The sequence below is a fragment of the Sphingomonas sp. genome (genome assembly GCF_019635515.1).
Classification (GTDB): Bacteria; Pseudomonadota; Alphaproteobacteria; order Sphingomonadales; family Sphingomonadaceae; genus Sphingomonas.
Map to the genome: position 1 here is coordinate 2,173,363 of NZ_JAHBZI010000001.1, position 25,299 is coordinate 2,198,661.

Genomic DNA, 25,299 nt, shown 5'->3' on the forward strand with positions numbered 1-25,299 from the left:
GTGAAAGGGCAGGCTTAACGGGCACTCTTGTCGAAGTCTGCACGAAAGCGCACATCGTTACGCATGAGCAAGGTTCTCGTCACCGGCGGTTCGGGCTTCGTCGGAAGCCATGTCATCCTCCAACTCCTCGCCGCAGGCCACCTCGTCCGCACCACCGTTCGCAGCCTGTCGCGTGAGAATGAAGTCCGCGCGATGCTCGAACGCGCCGGCGCCGACACCTACCGGCTGGGCTTCGCCGCCGCCGATCTGGAGCGGGACGCCGGCTGGGCCGAGGCGGCGGCCGACTGCGACTATGTCCAGCACGTCGCCTCGCCCTTCCCGATCAGCCAGCCCAAGGATGAGCAGGAACTGATCCGTCCGGCGGTGGACGGCACGCTCAGGGTGTTGCGCGCCGCGCGCGATGCCGGCGTCAAACGCGTGGTGTTGACCTCATCCTTCGCCGCGATCGGCTATGGTCATGGCCAGCGCTCCACCGCCTACACCGAGGAGGACTGGACGGACGTCAACGGCCCCTCGGTCCAGCCTTATATGAAGTCCAAGACATTGGCGGAACGCGCCGCATGGAATTTCATCGCCACCGAAGGTGGCGGCATGGAACTGGCGGTGGTCAATCCGGTCGGCATCTTCGGGCCCGCGCTGGGCAAGTATCTATCGACCTCAGTCGAGCTGGTGCGGCGGATGATGACGGGCAAGTTGCCCGGCACCCCCGATCTGTGGCTGGGCGTGATCGACGTCCGCGACGTCGCCAGCCTGCAGGTCCAGGCGATGACCGATCCGGCCGCAGCGGGTGAGCGCTTCCTCGCGGTGGCGGGCGAACCGGTCTCGTTCCACCAGATGGCGCTGATCCTCCACGATCATTTCGGCAGCAAGGTGCCGCGCCAGATGCCCGACTGGGCGATCCGCGCGCTGGCGCTGATCAACCCGATGGCGCGCGAGGCCGTCCCCCGCCTGGGCATTCGTGGCCGCGCGAGCAATGACAAGGCGCGCGCTTTGGGCTGGACGCCACGGAGCAACGAGGAAGCGATCGCCGCGACCGCCAGGTCGCTGCGGGAATTGAAGCTGGTCTAGCCGCGCAGCGGCCCCGGCACACCCAGATAGGCCAGCCGGCGCACTTCGCGCCGACCGCGCACAACCGTATCCAGGATCAGCCCGGTAAACAGGTTGAGGAAGGCGAGGATCATCAGCCCGGTCGAAAGGATCGCGGTCGGGAAGCGTGGCACGGTGTGGGTGTCAAGAAACGTCAGCACAAGCGGCACACTGAGCCCGATCGCCGCCAACGCGAACGCCGCCGCGATCAGCCCGAAAAACAGCATCGGCCGCTCGATCCGGTAGAGCGTCAGGATCGTCCGGGCGATGCGGAAGCCGTCCGAATAGGTGCTGAGCTTGGAGACCGAACCATCGGGCCGGGCGAAATAGCGCGTTTCCACCTCGCCGACCGGCATCTTGAGCTCCAGTGCATGGACGCTGATCTCGGTCTCGATCTCGAAGCCCGACGACAGCACCGGAAAGCTCTTCACGAAGCGGCGCGAAAACACCCGGTAGCCCGAGAAGATATCGGTGAAGCTGCGCCCGAACAGCCGCGCCAGCAGCCCGGTCATCATCCGATTGCCGAGGACGTGCCCGCGCCGATAGGCCTCCGCTGCTTCGTGGACGCGGGTGCCGACGATCATGTCGAGGCCTTCCTCCTGCGCCCGAGCGACCATCGCCGCCGCGGAATCAGGATCGTAGGTCGCATCGCCATCGGCCATCACATAGATATCGGCGTCGATATCGGCGAACATCCGCCGGACGACATTGCCCTTGCCCTGCATCCGCTCGCTGCGGACCACGGCGCCGGCGGCCCGCGCCACCTCGATGGTGCGATCGCGGCTGTTATTGTCGTAGACGTAGATTGTCGCGGTTGGCAGCGCCGCGCGGAAACCGGCGACCGTCTGCGCGATCGCCGCTTCCTCGTTATAGCAGGGCAGCAGCACTGCGATGCGCGGTTCGGTCACCCCATACCCCCAAATCGTCACCCCGGCCTTGTGCCGGGGTCCACCGGGAGGCCAGGTGAGACGCTAGAGCCTCTTGCCGCATAGCTAGCGGCACCGTGGACCCCGGCACAAGGCCGAGGCGACGGGTTGGCTTACTTCTTCTTCGCCGGCGCCTTCTTCGCGGCCGGCTTTTCGTCGGCAGCCTTTTCCACCTTCGGCTCGGCGGCCTTCTTGGTCGCGGCCTTCTTCACCGGCTCGGCGACGACGGCCTCTTCCTTCGGCGCCTTGGCCGGCTTGTCAGCCTTGGACGGCGCGGCCTTGGTCGCGTCCTTTTTGGCCGGCTCTTCCGCCTTGGCCTTCTCGGCCTTGGGCTTGGCGGCCGCCTTCTTGCCCTTGGGCTTGTGGTTGTCGTGATCGTGGTGATGCGTGCCGGTGTCGAAACCGTCTTCGCTCTCGATCGCGGCTTCCAGCGCCTCGCGGGTCACTTCGCGGTCGGTGATCTCGGCCTTGTCGAACAGGAAGTCGACGACCTTGTCCTCGAACAAGGGCGCGCGCAGCTGGGCGGCCGCCATCGGCTCGTTGCGGACATATTCGAAGAAGCGCTGGCGCTGGTCGGCCGGATATTGCTGCGCGGCCTGCGCGATCAGCTGGTTCATCTCGTTGGCGTTGACCTCGACGCCATTGGCGTTGCCGATCTCGGACAGCAGCAGACCCAGACGGACGCGGCGCTCGGCGATGGCGACATATTCGTCGCGCTCGGTCTCGAGCTCGGCCTTGGCGGCGGCGACATCTTCCTCATGCTCCGCTTCGTGCTGGAGCTGGTGCCAGATCTGCTGGAACTCGGCATCGACCATCGACGGCGGCACCGGGAAATCATGGCCCGCGGCGAGCTGATCGAGCAGCTTGCGCTTCATATGCGTGCGGGTCAGGCCATTGAGCTGCTGCTCGATCTGGCCCTTGAGGAGACCGGTGAGCTGCTCGAGGCTCTGCAGGCCAAGCTGCTTGGCGAAGTCATCGTCGATCTTGGCTTCGCCGGCGGTCTTCACCGCGGTGATCTTGAGATCGAAGGTCGCGGGCTTGCCGGCGAGATCCTTCGAGCCATAATCCTCGGGGAAGGTCACCGAAATCTGCTTCTCGTCGCCGGCCTTCACGCCGACGAGCTGATCCTCGAAACCGGGGATCAGGCGGCCCGAGCCGATCTCGACGGCCATGTCGGTGCCGGTGCCGCCGTCGAACGCGACGCCGTCAGCGGTCTTGCCGACGAAATCCATCGTAACCTGGTCGCCGGTCGCGGCCTTGTGCTTGGGGCCGGCATCGCTCCACGACTTCTGCTGGCCGGCGAGCTGCTCGAGCTGCGCGGTCACCGCGGCGTCATCGGCCGGCACCGTCAGGCGCTCGAGCTTGAGCCCCTCGATCGACGGCGTCGGCACATCGGGAAGCACTTCGAGCTCGACCTTGACTTCGGCGTCGCCACCGGCGGCATATTCGCCTTCCAGGCTCACCGACGGCTGCATCGCCGGACGCAGCTTCTTGTCGGCGATCAGCTGCTGCACGCCTTCCTGGATCGAGCTGTTGAGCGCTTCCTGCGCCAGCGATTCGCCGTGCATCTTGCGGATCAGGTTGGCCGGCACCTTGCCGGGACGGAAACCGGGCATGCGGATCGTCGGAGCGACGCGCTTCACTTCGGCATCGACCTTCGAATCGATATCCTTGGCAGTGATCTTCAGCGTGAAGGCGCGCTTGAGGCCCTCGTTCAACGTCTCGACAGTCTGCATCAGTTCGAACTTCCAAAAAGAATGAGATCGCGGCGCCGAAACGCTGATCAGAGAGCGGCGGTGCTGGTGCGGGCGAAGGGACTCGAACCCCCACACCTTTCGATACCAGAACCTAAATCTGGCGCGTCTACCAGTTCCGCCACGCCCGCAGGGGCACCGCCGGTCGGGCGGCTCTATAGCAATCAGGCGAGCGGGGGCAAGGGCACAAGCAACTTGCGCGTCGGCGCGGCGTTGAGAGGAGCAAAAGGAGTGCCTTCGATGCCAGTAGAACCGCCGATCAAGCCGACTACCCCTCCCGACGAAACCCCCGCCGCGCCGCAGCCGGGACAGCCGGAGACGCCACCGCCCGAATATGCCCCACCGGCCCCAGACATCGACGTACCGGCGCCCAACCCCGGCGGCGATCCCCCGGCAACCCCGATGCAGCCCACTGCCTGAGGAGGAAATCATGTCCGATACCGATCACACCGATACCCGCTCCGATCTCGAACGGGCCGTGCAGTCGCGCGCCGACGAAGCCAATGGCGGTGGCGACACCTCGGCGCTGAAACCCACCGGCGTGAAGGACGGCATCGGCGGCACCGCCGGCGAGGACAAGAATCAGGGCCGGGACCAGCAATAGCACCGTGAGCCCCGAGATGATCGACGTCTATTTGCGCAAGCTGCGCGCCCGCCACCGCATCAGCGCGCTGGAGGAGGCGGCGATCGTCGATTCGGTTTCCGAAATCACCCAATATCCCGCCGATCGGGTCCTGATCCGCGCCGGGCAAATGCTCACCTGTTCGACGCTGCTCACCGACGGGCTGATGTGCCGCTACAAGGATCTGAGCGATGGCCAGCGCCAGATCACCGCACTCCACGTACCCGGCGATTTCGCCGATCTGCACAGCTTCACGCTCAAATATCTCGATCATAACGTCATGACGCTGACACCATGCACCATCGCGATATCGCCGCACGAGCGCATTCAACAGGTCTGCGAGCAATTTCCCCGCCTCGCCCGCATCTTCTGGTTCTCGACCAACCTCGACGCCTGCATCCACCGCGAATGGGAGGTCTCGCTCGGCCGCCGCAACGCGCTGGAGCGGACCGCGCATCTGCTGTGCGAGCTATATGTCCGGCTCGGGCTGGTCGGGCGCGCTGGTCCCTTCGATTACGCGCTGCCGATCACCCAGACCGAGCTGGCTGAGTGCCTGGGCCTGACCTCGGTCCATGTGAACCGGGTGCTTCGCGACTTGCGCGAGGCCGGGCTGGTCGAATTCCGCAGCGGCCGCGTTACGATCAACAATTTCGATGACCTCAAGCGCGCCGCCGAATTCGATTCGGACTATCTGTATCTCAACCCGTCGGAGCTGTAGCTCCGGTCAGTCCGACACGAAGAAATCATAGACGCGATAAATGTCCTTTTCGGCGCGGAGCACGAAGCCATATTGGCCCGGCGGCAGCGGCGCGAGTGGCGTGACCGCAAAGATGCCGTCCCCGATCTCCTTGATCGAAAACTGGAGCGCGTCCTTGGGATCGATCCCGACAGTGGCACCAAACACCTTCCGCTTGCCCACGACCATCTCGCGCTGACCACCCCTCTCCTCAAAGCGGACGAGGTTGAATTCTGAGGGAGATTGCGCCGTCACGGTCGAAGCCGTTCCGAAATCGCCAACTTTTGGATCGTCGGTCTCGAAGTAGAAATAGAAGCTGGGGAGGTGCGACGCCGCCGCGGTCTGCGCCGAGGCGCGCGGAATCGCCAGTTTGAGGCGATATGGAAACAGGAGACTGCCATTCCCGGTCGCGCGCCCGCCACTGGCATTGATCGGGCGCAGTAAAGCCAGGCGATGCGCCGCATCGTTGCCCAGATCGAGATACAGACCGGGCGTCCGCCGGATCGCCGGGCTGGACGTCGCCGCCACGGCCCCCTGCGCGCTCGCTGCGCCGGTGCATCGCGATACCATGGCCGCGATGACGCGGTCGGAAATGCCGGCTTCCTTGAGCGCGACAATCGCAGCCGTCGAAACGTCATACGCGCATGGCAGGCTGTCGATCTTGGCGAGCATTACCTCATTGCCAACGCCCGCCCGCGCCAGGGCGATGATGCTATGGTTGCCGAAGGCCTCCTGGGCGACAGCCGCGCCGACGAAAAGCAGCGGCGTCGCCGCCAGCGAATATCCGATGCCCGTCACCATTCGCCCCCGCATGCTGCAGAAGCCTAGCTAGTCGCTGCTCCGCGACAAGGCGGGATTAGGTCCGATTTATGCGGTAATCCGTCGCACCGTCAGCACCTTGACCGGCTTGGCAGGCACCTCGCCCTTGAAGCTCCCGCCGCGCAGCGTCGCGGTCGGCGAATTGGGCGCGTCGAAGACCTTGAGGACCACATCCAGCCCGTCGACCACGCGCGCGAAGGCGGCGAAGCCGAGATTGTCGCCGGGGTTCTCGGGGTTTGCATCGAATGAAGGCTGGTCCCCAAGGCTGATTGTAAACTCGCCCTGCGCGCTGCCGGGCTTGAGGCGCGGCATCGAAAGCGTTCCGTCGAGGTGCTTGATCCCGGTCTGCGTCGTCGGCTCGTGCCTGATCGGCGGAAACACGCGCTTGGGATCGTTCTGCAGCCCCAGTTGCACGAAGCCGAAATGGTCCTGCACCTTAACGACGCGGTAGAAGGTGATGCCGTCGAGCCGCTTCGCATCGACATAGCGCAGGAAATTGGCGGCGGTGACAGGCGCCTTGTCGGCATAGACCTCGACCACGAAGCGCCCGGCCTCGGTCTCGAACGCGACGCGCGGATTGGCGGCTGGCGGCGCGGTGGTCTGCGCGGCAACGGGTGCCGCGAACAGAGCGAGCAACGCGATCAACAACGCACGGATCATTCCTTGTCCTCCGCTTCCTTCCCCGCCGCCAGCTTCGCGCTCTCCGCCTTGAGCGGACGCGACACCGGACAGACTTCCTGCAAATAACCGTTGAGCGAGTTCGCCAGATGCTCGGTCACCAGCTTGTAGTGCACATATTGCCCGCGCTTCTCGCTCGTCACCAGCCCGGCATTCTCCAGCACCGAAAGATGCTGCGATACGGCCGGCTTGGAGATCGAGAAACGCGCCGCGATCTCCCCTGCCGTCAGCTCCGCATGGCTGAGATAGGCAAGGATCTTGCGACGGGTGGTGGAGGATAGGGCTTCGAAAACGCGCTGCATGGGAAAGCATTTAAGCGATTACTTCATTGCCTTCCAGCCCAAAGACAGTATTTAGGTAATTGCTTAATTACCTGCGAGTCGCGGCCATGCACGATCCGAATGCGGTAAACAGCCTGATCGAAACGCCGGGAGCCAGCCCCGTGGCGGGCCGGGTGCGCTGGAGTCCCATGGTGTCGCTGTGGAACGGCGGGATGCTGGGGAGCGCACTGATCCTCGGTCCCCTCACCTTTTCGCCCGGCGCGTTCGCGATCTTCATCGCCACCACCGGCGCGACCTTGCTGCTCGGACATTCGGTCGGCTTTCACCGCCGCCTGATCCACCGGAGCTTCGCCTGCCCGCTCTGGCTGGAGCGCGTGCTGGTCTGGTTCGGCACGATCGTCGGCATGAGCGGTCCGCACGGCATCATCCGCACGCACGACCTGCGCGACTGGGCGCAGCGCCAACCACACTGTCACCCCTATCTCAGCCACCGCAGTCCGATGCTGAAGGATGCGTGGTGGCAACTCCATTGCCGCCTCGAACTCACCCACCCGCCCCGCTTCGACCTCGGCCGCGCTGGGCGGGACCGCTTTTACCGCTTCCTCGAAGCCAGCTGGATGGCGCAGCAACTCCCCATCGCTGCGTTGCTCTGGTGGGCCGGCGGCTGGGGCTTCGTCATCTGGGGCGTCTGCGCCCGCGTCGCCATCTCGGCGCACGGCCATTGGTTCGTCGGGCATCTCGCGCACACGCGAGGCCCGCAGAGCCTGTTGGTCGAAGGCGCGGGTGTGCAGGCGCATAACGTGCCCTGGGCCGGTTTCGTCACGATGGGCGAGGCCTGGCACAACAACCACCACGCCTTCCCCGGCTCTGCACGGATCGGGCTGCATCCGGGGCAAAGCGACCTGGGCTATGCTTTCATCCGCCTGCTGGAGCGCGTGGGCATGGCTTGGGACATCCAGACGCCCGATGCGATGTCCGGACGTCTGGCTCGCCTACACCCGGCGGAGGCGCAGCCATGAGCGAAGCGTTTCCGCCAAGCGACGGCTGCCTGGCCATGCTGGTATCTGTTACGATATCTGCGCTCGTCTTGAGCGCAGCGATGTTTACGCCCGCAGATGTGCCGAGCTTTTACTTTGCCGTGTTACTCGTGGTCGCCGTGGTGGTTGGGGCCATTGCGATACCCCAATATTTGCTCGTCCTGCACTCTGGCCGGCAGAGCATCTGGACCGCAATCGCCGTCGGCGCGATCACAGGTGCGATCCTCCCGCTAACGGTCGCGCTCTCGGGAATGGCGCGAGCATGGGCGACGACATTCGCTTTCGCGCTGGTCGGCGCAATCGGCGGCGTCATCTTTTATCTCACCGCTACCGTGGCAAGGAATCCCGCGCGGAAGATAGCGATCGTGCTGACGCTTACTGGGGTGTCCGTCACGCTGGCGCCCATTGTCGGGGCCTGGCTTAGCCCAGCGCCTTCTTAAGCAGTTCGTTGACCACCGCCGGATTGGCCTTGCCCTGCATCGCCTTCATCGTCTGGCCGACGAAGAAGCCGAACAGCGCTTCCTTGCCGCCGCGATACTGCTCCAGCTGGTTGGGATTGGCCGCCAGCACGCCGGCGATCACCGCCTCGATCGCGCCGGTGTCGCTGGTCTGCTTGAGGCCGCGCTCCTCGACGATCTTGGGTGCACTGTCGCCGGTCTCCAGCATGATTTCGAACACCTGCTTGGCGAGCGGACCCGAGAGCGTGCCGTCGGCGGCGAGCGCCAGCAGTTCGGCGCCCTGCACCGGGCTGACCGGCGATTCATCCAGATCCTTGCCCAGCTTGTTGAGCGCGCCGAACAGATCGGAGATCAGCCAGTTCGCTGCCGGACGCGCCAGCTCAGTCTCGCTCTTGCCCGCCACCCGCGCGCTTTCCGCGAGCAACGCCTCGAACCAGCGCGCCGTATCGGCATCGGCGGTAAGCACCGCGGCGTTGTACGCGCTCAGCCCCAGCTCGCTTTCATAGCGGCCGCGCTTGGCGTCAGGCAGCTCGGGCAGGCTCGCCTTGCATTCGTCAAGAAACGCATCGTCGAGTTCGAGCGGCAGCAGATCGGGATCGGGGAAGTAGCGATAGTCATGCGCGTCTTCCTTTGAGCGCATCGAGCGCGTCTCGCCACGATCGGGATCGAACAAGCGCGTTTCCTGGACGATGCGCCCGCCCGCCTCGATCACCTCGACCTGGCGCTTGGCCTCGATCTCCACCACCTGCATGACGAAGCGAACCGAATTGACGTTCTTGGTTTCGGTGCGCGTGCCGAATTCCTCGCCCGGACGGCGCACCGAGACATTGACATCGGCGCGCATCGAACCCTGGTCCATATTGCCGTCGCACGAGCCGACATAGCGGACGATCGAGCGCAGCTTGGCGAGATAGGCGCCCGCTTCCTGCGGCGAGCGCATGTCCGGCCGCGAGACGATCTCCATCAGCGCCACGCCCGCGCGGTTGAGATCGACGTAAGAGCGCGTCGGATGCTGATCATGCATCAGCTTGCCAGCGTCCTGCTCGACATGGATACGCTCGATGCCGATCGTCTTGGTGACGGCGTTCGGGTCTTTCTCGTCGAGGCTGACCTCGATCGCGCCCTCGCCCACCAGCGGATGGTAGAGCTGGCTGATCTGATAGCCCTGCGGCAGATCGGCGTAGAAGTAATTCTTGCGATCGAAGCGCGACCATTTGTTGATCACCGCACCCAGCGCCATGCCGGTGCGCACCGCCTGGCGGATGCACTCGCCGTTCACCGTCGGCAGCATGCCGGGCATCGCCGCGTCGATCAGGCTGACCTGGCTATTCGGTTCGGCGCCGAACGCAGTCGCGGCGCCCGACATCAGCTTGGCGTTGGACGTGACCTGGGCATGGACCTCCAGGCCGATCACGACCTCCCATTCGCCGGTTTCGCCGTGGATGCGGTAAGAAGATTCAGTCATTTCAACTTTCCTAGCGCTCCTGCGGAAGCAGGAGCCCAGCGCCAAGCAATCCTAGGCTCCTGCTTTCGCAGGAGCGCTAATACCATCACCACCACGCATCCGGCCGCGCGACGAACCCCGCGCGCTGCTCGATCGCGAGGCCCGCGTTCAGCACACCCTGCTCATCGAGCGGCTTGCCGATGATCTGAAGGCCCAGCGGCAGCCCGTCCTTGTCGAGCCCGCCCGGCACGCTCATCGCCGGCAGGCCCGCCAGCGACGAGGGCACCGTGAACACGTCGTTCAAATACATCGCCAGCGGATCGGCGGACTTGTCGCCCAGCGCGAACGCCGCGCTCGGCGCGGTCGGGGTCAGCAGATAGTCGCAGACCGCCCATGCATTCTCGAAATCGCGCGCGATCAGCGTGCGGACCTTCGATGCCTGGGTGAAATAGGCGTCGTAGAAGCCTGCCGACAGCACATAGGTGCCGATCAGGATGCGGCGCTTCACTTCCTCGCCAAAGCCCGCCGCGCGGGTCGCCGCGTACATTTCCTGCAGGTTCGCGCCCTCGGCCAGTTCGCGCAGGCCATAGCGGACGCCGTCATAGCGAGCGAGGTTCGACGAAGCCTCGGCCGGCGCGATGATGTAATAGGCCGGCAGCGCATATTTGGTGTGCGGCAGCGAGACTTCGACGATCTCGGCGCCAGCGTCCTTGAGCCACTCGATCCCGGTTTCCCATAGCTGGACGATCTCGGGCGGCGAACCGTCGATCAGATATTCCGCCGGAATGCCGATCTTCTTGCCGCGCAGATCGCTGTTCAGCCCTTCTTCCCATTTGGGCACCGGCAGGTTCAGCGAGGTCGAATCCTTGGCGTCGAAGCCCGACATCGCCTCCAGCAGGATCGCGCAATCCTTGACGTCGCGCGCCATCGGCCCGGCCTGATCGAGCGAAGAGGCGAAGGCGATCGTGCCCCAGCGCGAGCAGCGGCCGTAAGTCGGCTTGATGCCGCTGATGCCGACGAACGCCGCGGGCTGGCGGATCGATCCGCCGGTATCGGTGCCGGTCGCACCCGGGCACAGCCGCGCCGCGACCGCCGCCGAGCTGCCGCCCGAAGAGCCGCCCGGCGCGAGTGGGGCCTTGTCCCCGCCGCCGCGCCGCCAAGGCGAGATGACGTTGCCGAAATACGACGTCTCGTTGGACGAGCCCATCGCGAACTGATCCATGTTGAGCTTACCGAGCATGCCCGCGCCCGCATCCCACAGATTCTGCGAGACGGTCGATTCATAGACCGGCTTGAAGCCTTCGAGGATGTGGCTGGCTGCGGTGGTCTGCACGCCCTTGGTGCAGAACAGATCCTTCATGCCGATCGGCACGCCGGCGAGCGGCTTGAGCGCCTCACCCTTCGCCACAGCTTCGTCCGCAGCGCGCGCCGCCGCCATCGCATGGTCAGGCGTCTCGACGATGAACGCGTTCAGCGCCTTGGCCTTGCTCACCTTGACGATGAACTGGTCCGCCACTTCGCGCGCCGAGAATTTGCTCGTGCGGATGCCGTCGCGCAACGCGGCTACGCCGAGTTCGGTAAGATCGGTCATTCGACCACCTTCGGCACGGTGAAGAAGCCATGCTCGCCCTGCGGCGCGTTCGCGAGAATCGCATCGCGCTGGCCGCCCTCGGTCACCACATCGGCACGCAGGCGCAGCGTGTTGGGGATGACGGCGGTCATCGGCTCGACGCCGGAGGTATCGACCTCACCCAGCTGCTCGATCCAGCCAAGGATATTGTTGAGCTCGGGCGCGAGACGCTCGGCATCGCTATCGCTGATCGCGATGCGCGCGAGGCTCGCCACCTTCTTCACGGTTGCGGTATCTACAGACATGCAAGAGCGCCTAACAGAGCGCCTTGCCGCAGTGCAACCTATTCGAAGACGCTCCCCACCGGCTTTCCGCCAATGAAGAGCTGACGTCGCTCGACTTTGCGTACTTGGACCTGCCCGGCGTCATAGGCTCTCTTCTGCGCCTGCGCCTCGGCCTTGGCGGTGTCTTTGGAGGCCGGCATCATGGGCGCCCGATTGTCTTCGGTCCACTTGCCGGCAGCCAGCAGGAACGTTTCACCACCGTTGCAGGGCCAGTTGCGGTCAGCCCTGAAGCAGTTGTCGCGCAGCAATACGAAGGTCGCCGGATCGACGACCAGCACCGTGCAACCGCCCTCCTCTTCCATACCGCAGCGCTGGCTAACCAGTGCATCGAGTGCTCCTGCCGGAAGCGTCGCACCCGCCGGCAGCACGCGTAAATGCTTCGCGACGTCGACCTGGCTCTGCTGGGTCTCAGGCACATCCCAGCGATTCTCGGCCTTGCCCGCCGCCAGCGCCCGCTCGCGGATCGCGGCATTGGCGGACATCTTCAACTTGGCGAGCGCTTTCCTGCCCGGCTCGCCAAACTCGAACGCCAGCGCCCGCCAGTCGAACTTCTCCGGGCTGAGCTTGCCCGATTCGAGCCGCGCGACCTGATCGTGTGTGGCTATCGCATTGAAACTCACCAGCGGCGTCGCCAGCAGCAGCGCGATCGCGCAGGTGCCGAAGGCGAGGTTGAGGTTGGCTGGCCGCACTTTCGCCGCCCAATCAAGCCGCCCGCGCAGCAGCGAAACCAGATAGGCCACGCCATAAGCGCAAGCGAGGATCACGAAGGTCAGCGCCCAGAGCCGCTCGGGCGTGAAGCCATATTGGCCGATGCGCAGCCCGATCGCGATCGCCGCGATCACGGCCAGCGGCAACATCACCAGCCCGAGCCCCATCGCGCCGTAGCGCAGCGCCGGAAAGCGCCGCTCTTCCTCGGGCGCGTTGCCGATCACCGAATTGGCGAGGATCAGCGATCCGACGATGCAGGCGAGCAGGATGCCCGTCGCGCTTCCCGCCTCCCACAGCGGCGCGAGGCCCGTGAACGGCAGCGCCAGCACGAACACGATCAGCCCCGCCGCCAGCACCGGCGCCAGCACCGAAAGCACGGTCAGCACGACGCGCTGGAGTGTCCGCACCACCACATCATGCTCGCGCAGGATGCCCAGCCCGCCGCCAAAAGCGGTGCCGATCAGCACCCGCCAGAACCAGTCCTTCTCCAGCAGGTCCTTGAGGAAATCGAGCTTGATCAGGTGGAAGAGCTGCGAAAGCAGGAAGGCCAGCGCGATGGTGACCCCGACAAACGCCCAGCTCGCGCCCCACAGTACGATGTTGGTCCAGGCATGGTCGTGCACCGAGATATAGGGAAAGCGCACCCGACCCTCGTCGCGCGCAGCCTGAAACAGGGGCGCTGCGATCGCGATCGCCAGCAATAGCGACACCCCGCGCCAGCCATCACCGCCGCTCCACTGATCGGGGGCACCGTTCCACCACACCACTGCCGCGGCGATCGCGCCCGCCACGACGCTGAAGATCACCGCAACCGGCCACGAGCGCCGCTCGACGGTGAAGCCGATCAGCCCGGCGCTGACCGTGATGAAGGTCAGCTCGGCCATCAGCAGCGGGGTGAATTTGAAATCGGGAAGATCGCCGACAAGCAGATGCACCGCCAGCCCGGTGGCGAACCCCAGCACCGCCAGCAGCAATGGCCGCAGCGGCCAGACCGGCGAGCGATCCTCGGCCTCGGATGCGCCCACCGTCTCATGCGAATCGCTCATGATCATCCCCTTCCCGCGCGAACGCGGTTTCTCATGACTATCCCGCCAGCCTCTGCGATTGCCGCGCGCCGGTAAAGCAATATTGCCGTAAGGGCGGCGCCCGGCTCCGGTCCGCGCGCCCCGATCGCGGTTGCATCGTGCGCATCCATGCCTCAGGGAACCGCGATTGCCGCGCGCCGGTCTGTGCGGCACTGCCAATTGGAGTGGTCGGTTTGGCCCGCAAGTTCCTCTATGCGATTGTTGTCCTGCTCGTGCTCGTAGCCGCCGCCGCCTTTGCCTATCGTTTCTGGGGAGCGCAGTTGCTCCGCCAGGCACTCATCCCCAGTGCCGATATCGTCGCGCTGGCGCCTCCGGGCAGCTACGAACGCGCCGATATGTGGTTCGCCCGGCCAGACAAGCCCGGCAACCCGGCGCTGTGGGTGCCCGAAGGCTATAAGCCCGCCGACAAGCCCAGAGCCGCCGTCTTCTTCGTCCACCCGACCTCTTTCCTCGATCGCAGCGCGTGGAACGCTCCGCTCGACAATGCCGAGGCCAATGGCCGCGCCGAGCTGTTCCTGCGCGGACAGGCCAGCGCCTTCAATTCGGTCGGCGAGGTCTGGGCACCACGCTACCGTCAGGCGACCTTCGGCGCCTTCCTGACCTCGCAGGCCAAGGCGCAACAGGCGCTCGACTTCGCCTATCGCGATGTCGCCGCCGCGTTCGACCAATTCCTCAAACAGACCGGCGGCCGCCCGATCGTCCTCGCCGGGCACAGCCAGGGCTCGCTCCACCTCACCCGCCTGCTCGCCGAACGCATCGCCGGCACGCCGCTCGCGAAGCGCATCGTCGCGGCCTATGTCGTCGGCTGGCCGGTCTCGATCACCGCTGATCTGCCGAAACTGGGACTTCCGGCCTGCGCCGCCGCCGATCAGACGGGCTGCATCCTCAGTTGGCAAAGCTTCGGCGAGCCCGCCGATCCGTCGCTGATCCTCGACACGTTCGATGCCAGCAACGGCTTCACCGGCCTGCCCCGCGCCAAGACGCCGATGATCTGCACCAACCCGATCACCGGCAAGCCGAACGACAACGCACCGGCCGAAGCCAATCTCGGCGCGCTGATCCAGGACAAGGATTTACGAAACGCTAGAATCGTCAAGGGCGGCGTACCCGCGCGCTGCGACGGGCGCGGCGTGTTGCTGATCGGCGGCAACCCGCCCGATCTCGGCCCGTATGTGTTGCCGGGCAACAATTACCACGTATTCGATTACAGCCTGTTCTGGGCCAATGTCCGTGCCGATGCCGAACGGCGGTTGGCGGCGTTCAAGGGGTGATCACGCTCGAGGCTTCCGATTTCCGCGCGGTTTTGCCCGCCGGAGGCCGCCTGCTCGGGCTCGATGTCGGCACCAGGACGATCGGCACCGCCTTGTGCGACGCCGGCTGGAGCTTCGCCTCGCCCGCCCAGCTCATTCGGCGCTCCAAGTTCACCAGGGACAAGGCCGCCCTCGCCGAACTGATCTCCACGCAGGCGGTGAAGGGCCTGGTCATCGGCCTTCCGCTCAATCTCGACGGCACCGATAGCCCGCGCACCCAAAGCACCCGCGCCTTCGCCCGCAATCTCGACGATATCGGCCTGCCGATCCTGATGTGGGATGAGCGCTGGTCGACCGTCGCCGTCGAGCGCACGCTGATCGAGCAGGACTTCAGCCGCGCCCGCCGCGCCGAGATGATCGATAATATGGCGGCGGCGCATATCCTCCAGGCCGCAATCGACAGACTGGTCAACGCCTGACCGGAACACCTCAGGCAAAGGTGGGCCTGAAGACGATCCATAACGATGACGACAAGAGCAAGACGAAGAACGTGATCCTCTACGCGTTCAGCCCATCTTATGGGTGCCATTGCTTTTACCATCCGCCCAAACCGCGATTTAGGGTTTCCGACGCAGCCTCCAGATCGGCAAGGGGATTGCGGAGCGTGAACAAGGTCCAGCGGCGCGCCATTCTGAAGCGACGGGCTGAGGAGCAGGGCTGGCGGTGCTGCTATTGCAAGCGCCCCTTCACCATGGGCGGCAAGACGCGCGCGACCATCGAGCATGTCCAGGCGCGCATGGATGGCGGGCGAGACGATGTCGCCAATCTCAAGGCCGCGTGCCTGCATTGCAATCAGCATCGCGGTACCCAGATGAACCAGGCGCGCCAGAGAGCCCGCGCGCTGCTTGCCATGGCTGCCCGCCCCGTCTAACCCGCCCTTTTAATGCAAGCCTCAGATCATCGCCCCGCTGCCCAGCTTTCCGGCAGCGCCGCTTTCCCGCACCGGCATCTCACCGGCATCGCCGGTCTTCAGCCGCATGAGATCATGTTTCTGCTCGACGAGGCCGAGCAATGGGTCGAGGCCAATCGCAGCCGTGCCAAGAATGATCACCGGCTCGATGGCATCACCCAGATCAACGCCTTTTTCGAGAACAGCACCCGCACGCTCCTGTCGTTCGAGATCGCCGGCAAGCGGCTGGGCGCGGACGTGGTCAACATGCATGTCGGCCAGAGTTCGGTGAAGAAGGGTGAAACGCTGATCGACACCGCGGTGACCCTCAACGCGATGCGCGCCGACGTCATCGTCATCCGCCATGGCAGTTCGGGCGCGGTCGATCTGATCGCACAGAAGGTCGATTGCCCGGTGCTCAACGCTGGCGACGGCTGGCACGAGCACCCTACCCAGGCGCTGCTCGACGCCCTCACCATCCGCCGCCGCCGGGGCGGCGTTGCCGGGCAACGCGTGGTGATCTGTGGCGACATCCTCCACAGCCGCGTCGCCCGCTCGAATATGCTGGCGCTGACCGCATTGGCCGCCGAGGTCCGGGTCGTCGCGCCGTCGACGCTGATGCCCGCCGGCATCGAGCGCATGTACGTCACGCCCTTCACCGATTTCGATGCCGCGCTGGAGGGCGCCGATGTCGTGATGATGCTTCGTGTCCAGAATGAGCGAATGGCGGGCGGCTTCATCCCCTCAAGCCGCGAATTTCATATGCGCTACGGCCTCACCCCCGAGCGGCTGGCGCTGGCCAGGCCCGACGCGCTGGTGATGCATCCGGGGCCGATGAACCGCGGGGTCGAGATCGACAGCTCGGTCGCCGATGATCCGCGGCGCAGCGCGATCACCGAACAGGTTGAAATGGGCGTCGCCGTCCGTATGGCCTGCCTCGACGTGCTGACCAGGCGCGCACGCGGCGTGGAGGGCTGGGCATGACCCTCGCTTTCACCAACGCCACGCTCGTCTGCCCGGCCGGCGGTGTCAGCAAGGGCGGACTGCTCGTCGAAAACGGCGTGATCGCCGCTGCTGGCGAGATCGCCATCCCGCCGGACGCGGAAACCATTGATCTCGCGCGCAAGACTCTCGCGCCCGCCCTCATCGATCTCGGCGTGTTCGACGTCGATCGCGCCGCCTGCCGCTTCGGCGGGATCGCCCGCGTCGGGCTGATGCCTGATCAATCGCCGGTACTCGACGATCCCGGCATCGTCCGCCGCGCCGCGACCTCGGGGAAGCCCGATCTCTGGGTCCATCCCATCGCCGCCGCCACGCGCGCGCTGGCGGGCGAGGATATCGGTGAGATGGCGATCAACATGTCCGCAGGCGCCAGGGCCGTCGCCACCGGACGCGGCTGGATCGCCGATGCCGGAGTAATGCGCAAGGTGCTGGCCTATGCCCGCGACTGCGGCCTCGCCGTGGTCGCCCATGCCGAAGATGGCGGCCTGACGGACGGCGTTGCGGCGACCGAAGGCGAGACCGCGACCCGGCTTGGCCTTCCCGCCGCCCCCGCCATCGCCGAAGCGCTCGCCATCGCCCGCGACCTGATGCTCGCCGAGGAAACGCAAGCGCACATCCATTTCCGCCAGGTCACCACCGCCGCCGGCTTCGATCTGATCCGCACCGCCAAACGCCGCGGCGTTGCGGTGACATGTGGAATCACCCCCGCGCATCTGCTGCTCTCCGACATCGCGATGAGCGACTTCCGTACCTTCGCCCGCCTCTCGCCGCCGCTCCGCGACGAGGGCGACCGGCAGGCGGCGCTGGCGGCGATCAAGGATGGCACCATCGATGTCATCGCATCGGGCCACGATCCGCGCGGCCCCGAAGCCAAGCGCCTCCCCTTCGCCGATGCCGAGCCCGGCATGTCGGGCGCGGAAACGCTGCTGGCGCTGTCGCTGGGCCTGGTTCGCGACGGATTGCTGCCGATCGAGCGCCTGTTCGCCTTGCTCGCCAGCAATCCCGCCAGGGTGCTCGGCATCCACGCCGGCACGCTCGAATCCGGCATGCCCGCCGACCTGATTGTCCTCGATCCCGAAACGCCTTGGGTGATCGACGCCGATCGCATGACGGCGCGCGCCGGCAACACGCCGTTCGACAAGCTTCCCGTTCAGGGCAAGGCGCTGCGCCTGTTCAAGGGCGGCAGCGAGGTCTGACAACGAAAAAGGCCGGGCGTTGGCCCGGCCTTTTCCTGCCCCGATGAGAGGGAAAGTCTAACGCGACGCGAGCTGTGCGTCGCGGCCGGGCCGGGCCCAGCTTGCCAGCGCATCGCCGGCCTGCACCCGCACGAAGCAGGTTCCGCCGGTCGAGCGTACCTGACGGCACAGGGTGTCGGCATGGTTGCGGGCGAAGCCGCCAACCGAGAGGCGATAGAAATTGCCGGCGCGGGTCGAGATATTGGCGCCCTGCGGCATGCTCGATGCCAGGCCCGGCACGCGGCGCGTATGCTTGGTCCACGCGTCGCGGGCGACGGCGGCGTTGGTATAAGCACCGAGCTGGACATAATATTTGCCGCCGCTCGCGCCCGACGAAACCGGGGCCCGAACCTCGGCAAGCCGCACCGCCGCCGAAGCGCGCGCGGGTGGCGAGACATCACGGCGGGAGGCGGGAATCGCCTGCACGATTTCCGCGCGCGGCCCGAACACGACATTGGCGACTTGCTGTGAAACAGGTGCTTCGGCGTTGACCGAATCCACTTCGGCGACGCGAACATCGCTCTCGGCGTTCGCTGGCGCGCCCGGCATATATTGATCGACCGGATCGACCGTCGGCGCTGCCGGAGCCACCGCCGCGAGCATCACACCCGGCTGTTGCGCGAGCGCAAGGCGCACCGGCTGGCCGCCGTCCTGCACCGCATTGACGCCGAGCAGCGATGCCACTTGGTCATACGCATTGGTCGGGCGCGAGAATTTCGCCCATTCCATGATCCGCGCGTCGACCTGATCGGGAGCCACGTCGATTTCGACGAACTTCTTGGCTTCGGCCCAGCGGCCGGCGAGCGCCAGGCTCAGCGCCAGATTCTGGCGGGTCTTCGCCGTGGCATCGGCGGCGCGCGCCGCCGGCATCAGGATGTCGATGGCAGTCACCGGATCGCCCGCCAACGCCAGCGCCAGCCCGCGATCGCTTGCCGGGATATGATCGGCATGCGTCTCAAGCGTCGAGCGCGCGCCGGCCCAGTCGCCGCCAGCGATCTTTGCGAGCGCGAGGTTGAGCGCGACGCGGCCATCCTCGGGGTTGAGCGTCAGCGCGTCGTTCAGCGCCTGCATGGCCGAAGTGAAGCGGCCCGAAAGCAGATAGGCTTGCCCCAGCAGCGCGCGATACTCGGCGTTCTGCGGATCGTTGGCGACCGCCAGCTCGGCGTGCTGCACGGCCTGCGCAGCCTTGCGCTTGGCGATCGCCTTGCGCGCCGCCGCCGCTTCCGACGCCGCCTTTTTGGCGTTGGGCGCGTCGGTCGCGAAGGCCGGGAGCGCGAAACCCTGGGTCCACGCGCCGCCCGCGAGCGTCCCGCCGAGTGCGAGTGCCGAAAGGCCGAACAGAAGTTTGCTACGGGTATTCATGGTCCCTGATCCCTCACCCATGATCCTTGCCCGGGCCAATCTGGCGCGCGAGCGCTTCGACCTCGGGTTGCGAATTCAGAAAGGCGTCGAGCGCCTCGGTCACAATCTGTTGCGCCGAACGATTGGTCACCGCCGATGCGAGGCGCAGCCGCAAATGACGGTCGGTATCAAGCCGCAGCGTGAAGGCGGCCTTGTTGCCCTTGGCGGCGGCCTCGCGCGCCACGCGCACCGCGGCGGCGGGCGCCAGCGGCTTGGCTGCGGGCGCCGGGGTAGGCGCTGGCGGAACCGGCTGCGAAATCTGTTCCGCGATCGCTTCGATCTGGCGAAGCACTACGGGTTTCTCCGGCGCCTTCCCGGCCGGCTGATTGTGCACCGGCTGGGTCACCGCCACGGGTTCGTCGCCCATGTCGTTCCAGCCGAGGTCGTCATAGGAAGCGTTCGGCGACAGGCCGACAAAGCCCTGCGGGCGCATCGCCGGCTTGGCCTGTCCCTTGCGCGCCAACAGCCCCGACGAGAGCGACGCCATCGGTTTGGAGTTCCCCATCATCAGCTCACCACCCGGCGGCCGAACCCGCCTGCGGGGCGCGCCGCGCCAAAGTGACTATGGACCGCCGCCGGAGCCGCGAACACGGTGCGGCGGAAATTCTTCTCGAGCCGGTCGGCGATGTATGTCCACAGCGCGGTCACCTCACCCGACGAGCGGCTGTTGGGATCGATCTCCATCACGGTGCGCCCGTCGATCATCGACGAGGCGAAATCGGTGCGATGGTGAATGGTGACCGGGGCGACGGTGCCGTGCTGCGACAACGCGACCGCGGCGTCGGAAGTGATTCGCGCCTTGGGCGTCGCGGCGTTGACGACGAAGATCAGCGGCTTGCCGGCGCGGTCGCACAGATCGACGGTGGCGCCGACGGCGCGGAGATCGTGCGGTGACGGGCGCGTCGGGATGACGATCAGTTCGGCAACCTGGATCACGCTCTGGATCGCCATGGTGATGGCGGGCGGCGTATCGATCACGGCGAGCTTGAAGCCCTGCTGACGCAGAACTTCCAGATCGGCGGCGAGCCGCGCGACGGTGGTCTGGGCAAAGGCCGGCAACTCGGTCTCGCGCTCGTTCCACCAATCCGAGAGCGACCCCTGCGGGTCGATGTCGATGAGCACGACCGGGCCGCAGCCCGCCCGCTCCGCCTGCACGGCGAGGTGACCGGACAAGGTCGTCTTGCCGGACCCACCTTTCTGCGATGCCATCGCCAGAACGCGCATGTACCCCCTCGAACTTCACTCGAAACCAGTGCCGGGAATGCCACGCGGTCTCTCAAGAAGAAGTTAACGCGTACCGCTGCGGGACGAACGCGGTCCGAACGGGAAGTAAGGGTTTCTTTCCCTTTCGATGGTTAACTGGCACTTAGTGTTGTTTGAAGAACACGAACCCGGGGGCGGGAGTTTGGATCGGATGAAGTCTCTTTGGTTGGCTGCGGCGGCCCTTGCCGCGCTGCTCGCAACCCCCGCGCTGGCGCAGGACGCAAGCGTGAAAGCCGGCGTCGATGCCTGGGACAAGGGTGATTACAAGGGCGCCGTCGATCTGTGGCGCGCCTCGGCGAACAAGGGCAATGCCGACGCCCAGTTCAATCTCGGCCAGGCGTACAAGCTCGGTCGCGGCGTCCCCGCCGATCTCAAACAGGCTGAAGTCTGGTACGGCAAGGCCGCATGGCAGGGTCATGAGCAGGCCGAGGCGAGCTACGGCCTCGCCCTCTTCGCCAATGGCAAGCGCAGCGAGGCACTGACCTGGCTGCAGCGCGCCGTCCAGCGCGGCGATCCGCGGGCGCAATATGTGCTGGGCACGATGTATTTCAACGGCGATGTCGTCGCGAAGGATTGGGTACGCGCCTATGCGCTGGTCACCCGCTCGTCGCAGACCGGCCTCAACGAAGCCTCCAGCGCGCTCGCGCAGATGGACAAATATATGTCTCTGGCCGAGCGCCAGCAGGGCCTGACCTTAGCGCGCAAGTATGAGGAAGAGTTCAACCGCGCGCCCAATATCGATCTGCCGCCGCCACAAATGGCGTCTAACGATCCGCCAGTGACCGCCGCACCCCGGCCTGCGCCCCGCCCGACCCCGGTTGCGGTCACCAGGCCGCCGGTGGCCAAACCGCCGGTTACGACTGTGGCCGTCGCCACACCGGCGCGCGATGGCGGCTGGCGCCTCCAGCTCGGCGCGTTCGGCGATCCCAACAACGCCCGCAAGCTATGGGGGCAAGTCGGCAGCCGATTCCCGGGCCGCCAGGTCTATTACGTCAAGCAAGGCAACCTGACCCGCGTGCTGGTCGGCCCGTTCGCCAGCCGCGGCGAAGCAGCGGGCTCGTGCGGCGGCGTCAGCCCCTGCGTGCCGGTCTCTAAATAAGGAAACGCCACCGCAACGAAAGCGGTGGCGCTTCGTTCGCTCGCGATGATCCGGACATTTCTCACGGCGGTGCTGCTGTGCGCCTTCGCCATCCCCGCCGCGGCGCAGACCGAAACCTCCGAAAAGGAACCCCGCCGCGTTCGCGTCGGTCTCGGCCCGCAGCTGGCGCCAAGCTTCCCCGGCTCGCGCGATCATTCGGTGCGGCCCTATTGGGACCTGTCGATCGCGCGCGGCGACACTCCCTTCGACTATGAGGCGCCCGACGAGACCTTCGGGCTCCCGTTGCTCAAGACCGGCGACTTCGAGTTTGGCCCCGCGCTCAATCTCGAAAACGCCCGCCGTCGCAAGCGCGTTGGCGCGCCGGTCGATGAAGTCGGCACGACCCTCGAAGCCGGCGGCTTTACCCAAGTCTGGCTCACGCCGGCGCTGCGCATCCGCGCCGAAGCCCGCCAAGGGGTGAACGGCCATCGCAGCCTCGTCGGCGCGGTCGGCGCCGACTATGTCATACGCGAAGGCGATAAATGGCTGCTCTCCCTAGGCCCACGCGTCAGCCTGTCGGATCGCGGCTATCAGACCGCCTATTTCGGCGTGAACGTCCGCGAAGCCACCGCCAGCGGCTTACCGCTCTATCGGCCCAGAGCGGGCGTCCACGCAGCCGGCGCGATCGCCGGCATGCATTACGCGCTCGGCGATCGCTGGGGGATCATGGCCTTCGCCAAATATGACCGGCTGGTGGGCGATGCCGGCCGCTCGCCGCTGATCCGAACCTTCGGCAAGCGCGACCAGCTGTCGGGCGGATTGGGACTGACCTACACCTTCGGGCGCCGTTGATCACAGGCCTTAGGTGATCCAGCTTGGTCCGCATCGCGCTGTCCAACCAGCCTCCGCCCACCGTACAACGCACAGCGAGCCGTAGCCGAAGCCGCCCGTTTTGTGCTCGAAAGAAATCTCGACCAGCGCGAGGCGGTGATTGGACGAATATATCGGGCTTGTGAACGAGATAAATTCTTCGTGCCCATCGGCGTCCGCCTTCGAAGACGGCGTCGCTGTGAACGGACAGGCAGGTCGGTATTTCTCGAACTGATAGGCCGGTTCGTTGGCGATCAAGTCGCGAACCTCGCCCGCCGTTAACGCGTGCGTTGTTGGATACGGAGATTTGAACTTGCTCGGCAGCAGTGTGCGCCATGCGGGCCGGATGTCACGAGGAAAAGCCGGAACTGCGCTGCCGATCGCGGCGGTATAGGCGGCTTCAAGCACTTTGCAGGTCGGAAGCGCCTTATCGTCCACGGGATGTGCCGCCACGGCAAAGGGCATCATGCAAGTCAGTGCAAGGCTATACTTTGCGACCCGGGTCATCCCGTAATATCTTCGTCATTGCTCTACCTTTGGCAAGCTCATCGATCAGCTTGTCGAGATAGCGGATCTCGCGCATCAGCGGCTCCGCGATCTCCTCGATACGAACCCCGCAGATCGTGCCGGTGATCAGTTCCCGCGCCGGATTGAGCCGCGCCTGCGCAAAGAAATCCGCGAAACTGGTCCCGCCCGCCAGATGCGCGTCCAGCGCCGCCTGATCATACCCGGTCAGCCAGCGGATAATCTCGTCGACTTCCGCTCGTGTCCGCCCCTTCCTCTCGGCCTTGGCGACATAGTGAACGTATACGCTGGCGACGCTCATCGCGTAGATACGATGGGTCATGCGGCCACCCATTCGCTGCGGAGAATGCCCTGCGCATAGAGCAAGGTGGTTAGATCGGTATGGTCGATCCGGGCACCGGCAGCCGCCGCGACGATCGGCTTGGCGCGATAGGCGACGCCGAGCCCGGCCTGCCGGATCATCGCCAGATCGTTGGCGCCGTCGCCCACCGCCAGCGTCTGCGCGGGAGCAAGGCCGAGTTCCTCGCGGACCGCCAATAGGGTGGTCTCCTTAGTCGCGCTGTCGACGATCGGCTTGGTGACAGTACCCGTCAGTCGCGCCTCGGCGATCTCCAGCACATTGGCGATCACCCGCTGGAAGCCCAGCCGCTCCCCCACCGGCCCGGCAAAGCGCGTGAACCCGCCCGACACCAGCACCGTCGTGCTCCCACGCGCCGCCATCGTCTTGACCAGCGTCGCGGCACCGCTGGTGTCGCGCACCCGCTCGGCAAGGCAGCGGTCGATCGCGCTTTCCTCAAGATCCTTGAGCAATGCCACCCGCGCATCGAGCGCTTCGGCGAAATCGAGTTCGCCACGCATCGCCCGCTCGGTTACCTCGGCGATCTGCCCCTTGATCCCGGCATAGTCGGCCAGCTCGTCAATGCACTCGACGGTAATCATCGTCGAATCCATGTCGGCGACGAGCAGCTTCTTTTCGCGATGCGCGGCGGGCTGGACGATTACGTCAGTCGCGGCAAATGCGCCTTCCAGCGTCGCCCGCGCCTGATCGGGATTGCTGTCGAACGCGATATCCGCCGCTCGGCCCTCGTCCAGCCATTGCCGTGGCCCCGGCGCGCAACCTGAAGACGCCAGACGGTCGCTCGCGTCGGAAAGCTGCCCGCCGGCCAAACCGTCTGCTACAAGCGTGGCGATGAACATGGCTTCCCCTGACCTCCCGAAGGTCGCGCTAATCGCAGGGCCGACCGCGAGCGGCAAGTCCGCGCTCGCGCTGGCGCTGGCGGAAAAGCACAACGGCATGGTCATCAATGCGGATTCGATGCAGGTCTATGCCGATCTCCGCATCCTCAGCGCCCGCCCCAGCGCCGAGGACGAATCCCGTGTCCCACACCGGCTGTTCGGCCATATCGACGGCGCCGATACCTGTTCGGCCGCGCGCTGGGCGGCCGAGGCGCGTGCCGCGATCCACGCCGCGCATGCCGAAGGCCGCTTGCCGATTCTCGTCGGCGGCACCGGTCTCTACATGCGCACCTTGCTCGACGGGATCGCCCCCGTCCCCGAGATCGACCCGCTGATCCGCGCAGAGGTCCGCGCCACGCCCGTTGCCGACGCCCATGCCCAGCTCGCCCATCTCGATCCCCATGGCGCCGCGCGCCTGCGCCCGACCGACAGCGCTCGCGTCGCCCGCGCGTTGGAAGTCGTCCGCGCCACTGGCCGTGCGCTCCACGAGTGGCAGTCCGAGCGGATCGGCGGGATCGGCGGCGAGATCGATCTCACCGCGGTGATCCTCCTCCCCGAGCGCGCCTGGCTTGGCGAGCGCATCGATCGCCGCTTCGCGCAGATGGTCGATAGCGGCCGCGCCGAAGTCGCGGCATTGCTTGCCCGCACCGATATTCCCCATGATGCGCCGGTGCTCCGGGCGATAGGCGTCGCCGAGATTGGCCAGGTGCTGCGCGGCGAGATCGATACCGACCAGGCCACCGCCGCGGGCGCGCTCGCCACCCGCCAATACGCTAAACGCCAATATACATGGTTCCGCCGCCAGCCTCCGGCCACGTGGCACCGCAGCGAAGCGACAGAAACTGATACTATGCTCGAATATTTTGAAACTAAATATCATAGATAAGCCTTGACGCAACATAATCGTGCGACTAGCAGCGCCGTTCGGACAATGCTATTTCG

The 25,299-nt window shown here is 65.9% G+C and carries 29 protein-coding genes and 1 tRNA gene; 14 read left to right on the forward strand and 16 right to left on the reverse strand.

Features of this window, described 5'->3' with window-relative positions; genetic code table 11:
* Positions 1 to 63: 63 nt before the first annotated feature.
* Entirely contained in the window at positions 64 to 1,068 is a 1,005-nt protein-coding gene (locus KF730_RS11000; protein WP_294094947.1) for an aldehyde reductase, read from the forward strand.
* On the opposite strand, the gene KF730_RS11005 is transcribed toward KF730_RS11000, so the two are convergent.
* The 3 genes from KF730_RS11005 to KF730_RS11015 form a co-directional block, all read right to left on the reverse strand.
* Positions 1,065 to 1,994, reverse strand: a complete 930-nt coding sequence (locus KF730_RS11005) for a glycosyltransferase family 2 protein (RefSeq protein ID WP_294094951.1) — start codon at positions 1,992 to 1,994, stop codon at positions 1,065 to 1,067. The genes KF730_RS11000 and KF730_RS11005 overlap by 4 nt on opposite strands.
* Before the next feature lie 131 nt (positions 1,995 to 2,125).
* Complete coding sequence (gene tig, locus KF730_RS11010; RefSeq protein ID WP_294094954.1) at positions 2,126 to 3,748, reverse strand: trigger factor; 1,623 nt, start codon at positions 3,746 to 3,748, stop codon at positions 2,126 to 2,128.
* 64 nt (positions 3,749 to 3,812) lie between these two features.
* Positions 3,813 to 3,897 (reverse strand) — tRNA-Leu (locus tag KF730_RS11015).
* A 109-nt stretch (positions 3,898 to 4,006) separates the two neighbouring features.
* Here KF730_RS11015 and KF730_RS11020 point away from each other — a divergent pair.
* The 3 genes from KF730_RS11020 to KF730_RS11030 are packed head-to-tail and all read left to right on the forward strand — an operon-like array spanning position 4,007 to position 5,106.
* On the forward strand, positions 4,007 to 4,186 hold the full coding sequence (locus KF730_RS11020; protein WP_294094957.1) for a hypothetical protein: 180 nt from the start codon (positions 4,007 to 4,009) through the stop codon (positions 4,184 to 4,186).
* A 10-nt stretch (positions 4,187 to 4,196) separates the two neighbouring features.
* Positions 4,197 to 4,370, forward strand: a complete 174-nt coding sequence (locus KF730_RS11025) for a hypothetical protein (protein ID WP_294094960.1) — start codon at positions 4,197 to 4,199, stop codon at positions 4,368 to 4,370.
* 16 nt (positions 4,371 to 4,386) lie between these two features.
* Entirely contained in the window at positions 4,387 to 5,106 is a 720-nt protein-coding gene (locus tag KF730_RS11030) for a Crp/Fnr family transcriptional regulator (RefSeq protein ID WP_294094964.1), read from the forward strand.
* A 6-nt stretch (positions 5,107 to 5,112) separates the two neighbouring features.
* Here the strand turns inward: KF730_RS11030 and KF730_RS11035 are convergent, their stop codons facing one another.
* From KF730_RS11035 to KF730_RS11045, 3 genes are read right to left on the reverse strand one after another with little or no spacing between them, the layout of a single operon-like run.
* Positions 5,113 to 5,937, reverse strand: coding sequence for a hypothetical protein (locus KF730_RS11035; RefSeq protein WP_294094966.1), 825 nt, complete (start codon positions 5,935 to 5,937; stop codon positions 5,113 to 5,115).
* Between the two features lie 54 nt (positions 5,938 to 5,991).
* Complete coding sequence (locus KF730_RS11040; protein WP_294094969.1) at positions 5,992 to 6,603, reverse strand: peptidylprolyl isomerase; 612 nt, start codon at positions 6,601 to 6,603, stop codon at positions 5,992 to 5,994.
* Positions 6,600 to 6,923 (reverse strand): metalloregulator ArsR/SmtB family transcription factor, encoded by a 324-nt coding sequence (locus KF730_RS11045; protein ID WP_294094973.1) that lies wholly within the window; start codon positions 6,921 to 6,923, stop codon positions 6,600 to 6,602. The genes KF730_RS11040 and KF730_RS11045 overlap by 4 nt, the downstream gene beginning before the upstream one ends.
* A gap of 86 nt (positions 6,924 to 7,009) precedes the next feature.
* Between KF730_RS11045 and KF730_RS11050 the strand changes: the two genes are divergently transcribed.
* Together KF730_RS11050 and KF730_RS11055 are read left to right on the forward strand one after the other, a co-directional pair.
* Positions 7,010 to 7,921, forward strand: coding sequence for an acyl-CoA desaturase (locus tag KF730_RS11050; RefSeq protein ID WP_294094976.1), 912 nt, complete (start codon positions 7,010 to 7,012; stop codon positions 7,919 to 7,921).
* A complete protein-coding gene (locus tag KF730_RS11055; RefSeq protein ID WP_294094979.1) occupies positions 7,918 to 8,379 on the forward strand; it encodes a hypothetical protein in 462 nt (153 codons plus the stop codon). The genes KF730_RS11050 and KF730_RS11055 overlap by 4 nt, the downstream gene beginning before the upstream one ends.
* Here KF730_RS11055 and gatB read toward each other — a convergent pair.
* The 4 genes from gatB to KF730_RS11075 form a co-directional block, all read right to left on the reverse strand.
* Entirely contained in the window at positions 8,360 to 9,862 is a 1,503-nt protein-coding gene (gene gatB, locus KF730_RS11060) for an Asp-tRNA(Asn)/Glu-tRNA(Gln) amidotransferase subunit GatB (RefSeq protein ID WP_294094981.1), read from the reverse strand. The genes KF730_RS11055 and gatB overlap by 20 nt on opposite strands.
* Before the next feature lie 85 nt (positions 9,863 to 9,947).
* Entirely contained in the window at positions 9,948 to 11,432 is a 1,485-nt protein-coding gene (gene gatA / locus KF730_RS11065) for an Asp-tRNA(Asn)/Glu-tRNA(Gln) amidotransferase subunit GatA (RefSeq protein ID WP_294094984.1), read from the reverse strand.
* On the reverse strand, positions 11,429 to 11,716 hold the full coding sequence (gene gatC, locus KF730_RS11070; RefSeq protein WP_294094988.1) for an Asp-tRNA(Asn)/Glu-tRNA(Gln) amidotransferase subunit GatC: 288 nt from the start codon (positions 11,714 to 11,716) through the stop codon (positions 11,429 to 11,431). Before gatC ends, gatA begins: the two co-directional genes overlap by 4 nt.
* A gap of 38 nt (positions 11,717 to 11,754) precedes the next feature.
* Positions 11,755 to 13,509: a DUF4153 domain-containing protein gene (locus KF730_RS11075; RefSeq protein WP_294094993.1), complete on the reverse strand. Its 1,755-nt coding sequence runs from the start codon at positions 13,507 to 13,509 to the stop codon at positions 11,755 to 11,757.
* Positions 13,510 to 13,721: 212 nt separating this feature from the next.
* On the opposite strand from KF730_RS11075, the gene KF730_RS11080 reads away from it, so the two are divergent.
* From KF730_RS11080 to KF730_RS11100, 5 genes are all read left to right on the forward strand, one after another.
* Positions 13,722 to 14,819, forward strand: coding sequence for a DUF3089 domain-containing protein (locus KF730_RS11080; RefSeq protein WP_294095910.1), 1,098 nt, complete (start codon positions 13,722 to 13,724; stop codon positions 14,817 to 14,819).
* Positions 14,816 to 15,277, forward strand: a complete 462-nt coding sequence (ruvX, locus tag KF730_RS11085) for a Holliday junction resolvase RuvX (RefSeq protein WP_294094998.1) — start codon at positions 14,816 to 14,818, stop codon at positions 15,275 to 15,277. Before KF730_RS11080 ends, ruvX begins: the two co-directional genes overlap by 4 nt.
* Positions 15,278 to 15,462: 185 nt before the next feature.
* Positions 15,463 to 15,729 (forward strand): HNH endonuclease signature motif containing protein, encoded by a 267-nt coding sequence (locus KF730_RS11090; RefSeq protein ID WP_294095001.1) that lies wholly within the window; start codon positions 15,463 to 15,465, stop codon positions 15,727 to 15,729.
* Positions 15,730 to 15,741: 12 nt separating this feature from the next.
* Positions 15,742 to 16,731, forward strand: coding sequence for an aspartate carbamoyltransferase catalytic subunit (locus KF730_RS11095; protein WP_294095003.1), 990 nt, complete (start codon positions 15,742 to 15,744; stop codon positions 16,729 to 16,731).
* Positions 16,728 to 17,945, forward strand: coding sequence for an amidohydrolase family protein (locus tag KF730_RS11100; protein ID WP_294095010.1), 1,218 nt, complete (start codon positions 16,728 to 16,730; stop codon positions 17,943 to 17,945). The genes KF730_RS11095 and KF730_RS11100 overlap by 4 nt, the downstream gene beginning before the upstream one ends.
* A 57-nt stretch (positions 17,946 to 18,002) precedes the next feature.
* Here KF730_RS11100 and KF730_RS11105 read toward each other — a convergent pair whose 3' ends face one another.
* The 3 genes from KF730_RS11105 to KF730_RS11115 are packed head-to-tail and all read right to left on the reverse strand — an operon-like array spanning position 18,003 to position 20,609.
* Positions 18,003 to 19,346, reverse strand: a complete 1,344-nt coding sequence (locus KF730_RS11105) for a tetratricopeptide repeat protein (protein WP_294095014.1) — start codon at positions 19,344 to 19,346, stop codon at positions 18,003 to 18,005.
* A 13-nt stretch (positions 19,347 to 19,359) separates the two neighbouring features.
* Positions 19,360 to 19,890 carry a hypothetical protein gene (locus KF730_RS11110; protein WP_294095017.1) on the reverse strand — a complete coding sequence of 177 codons (531 nt, stop codon included), beginning with the start codon at positions 19,888 to 19,890 and terminating at the stop codon, positions 19,360 to 19,362.
* A 2-nt stretch (positions 19,891 to 19,892) separates the two neighbouring features.
* Positions 19,893 to 20,609 carry a ParA family protein gene (locus KF730_RS11115; protein WP_294095021.1) on the reverse strand — a complete coding sequence of 239 codons (717 nt, stop codon included), beginning with the start codon at positions 20,607 to 20,609 and terminating at the stop codon, positions 19,893 to 19,895.
* A 190-nt stretch (positions 20,610 to 20,799) separates the two neighbouring features.
* Here KF730_RS11115 and KF730_RS11120 point away from each other — a divergent pair, with 190 nt between their 5' ends.
* Complete coding sequence (locus KF730_RS11120; RefSeq protein ID WP_294095023.1) at positions 20,800 to 21,747, forward strand: SPOR domain-containing protein; 948 nt, start codon at positions 20,800 to 20,802, stop codon at positions 21,745 to 21,747.
* A gap of 45 nt (positions 21,748 to 21,792) precedes the next feature.
* Positions 21,793 to 22,578: a MipA/OmpV family protein gene (locus KF730_RS11125; RefSeq protein WP_294095025.1), complete on the forward strand. Its 786-nt coding sequence runs from the start codon at positions 21,793 to 21,795 to the stop codon at positions 22,576 to 22,578.
* A 9-nt stretch (positions 22,579 to 22,587) separates the two neighbouring features.
* Here KF730_RS11125 and KF730_RS11130 read toward each other — a convergent pair whose 3' ends face one another.
* Genes KF730_RS11130 through serB form a run of 3 tightly spaced genes read right to left on the reverse strand, consistent with a single transcriptional unit; the run spans position 22,588 to position 24,318 of the window.
* The gene (locus KF730_RS11130; protein WP_294095028.1) at positions 22,588 to 23,103 is read right to left on the reverse strand and encodes a hypothetical protein; all 516 of its coding nucleotides are present in this window, start codon (positions 23,101 to 23,103) and stop codon (positions 22,588 to 22,590) included.
* Positions 23,081 to 23,443, reverse strand: a complete 363-nt coding sequence (locus KF730_RS11135) for a DUF2200 domain-containing protein (RefSeq protein WP_294095033.1) — start codon at positions 23,441 to 23,443, stop codon at positions 23,081 to 23,083. Before KF730_RS11135 ends, KF730_RS11130 begins: the two co-directional genes overlap by 23 nt.
* Positions 23,440 to 24,318 (reverse strand): phosphoserine phosphatase SerB, encoded by an 879-nt coding sequence (serB, locus tag KF730_RS11140; RefSeq protein ID WP_294095036.1) that lies wholly within the window; start codon positions 24,316 to 24,318, stop codon positions 23,440 to 23,442. The genes KF730_RS11135 and serB overlap by 4 nt, the downstream gene beginning before the upstream one ends.
* Here serB and miaA point away from each other — a divergent pair.
* Positions 24,317 to 25,243: a tRNA (adenosine(37)-N6)-dimethylallyltransferase MiaA gene (gene miaA, locus KF730_RS11145; protein WP_294095040.1), complete on the forward strand. Its 927-nt coding sequence runs from the start codon at positions 24,317 to 24,319 to the stop codon at positions 25,241 to 25,243. The genes serB and miaA overlap by 2 nt on opposite strands.
* Positions 25,244 to 25,299 lie beyond the last annotated feature (56 nt).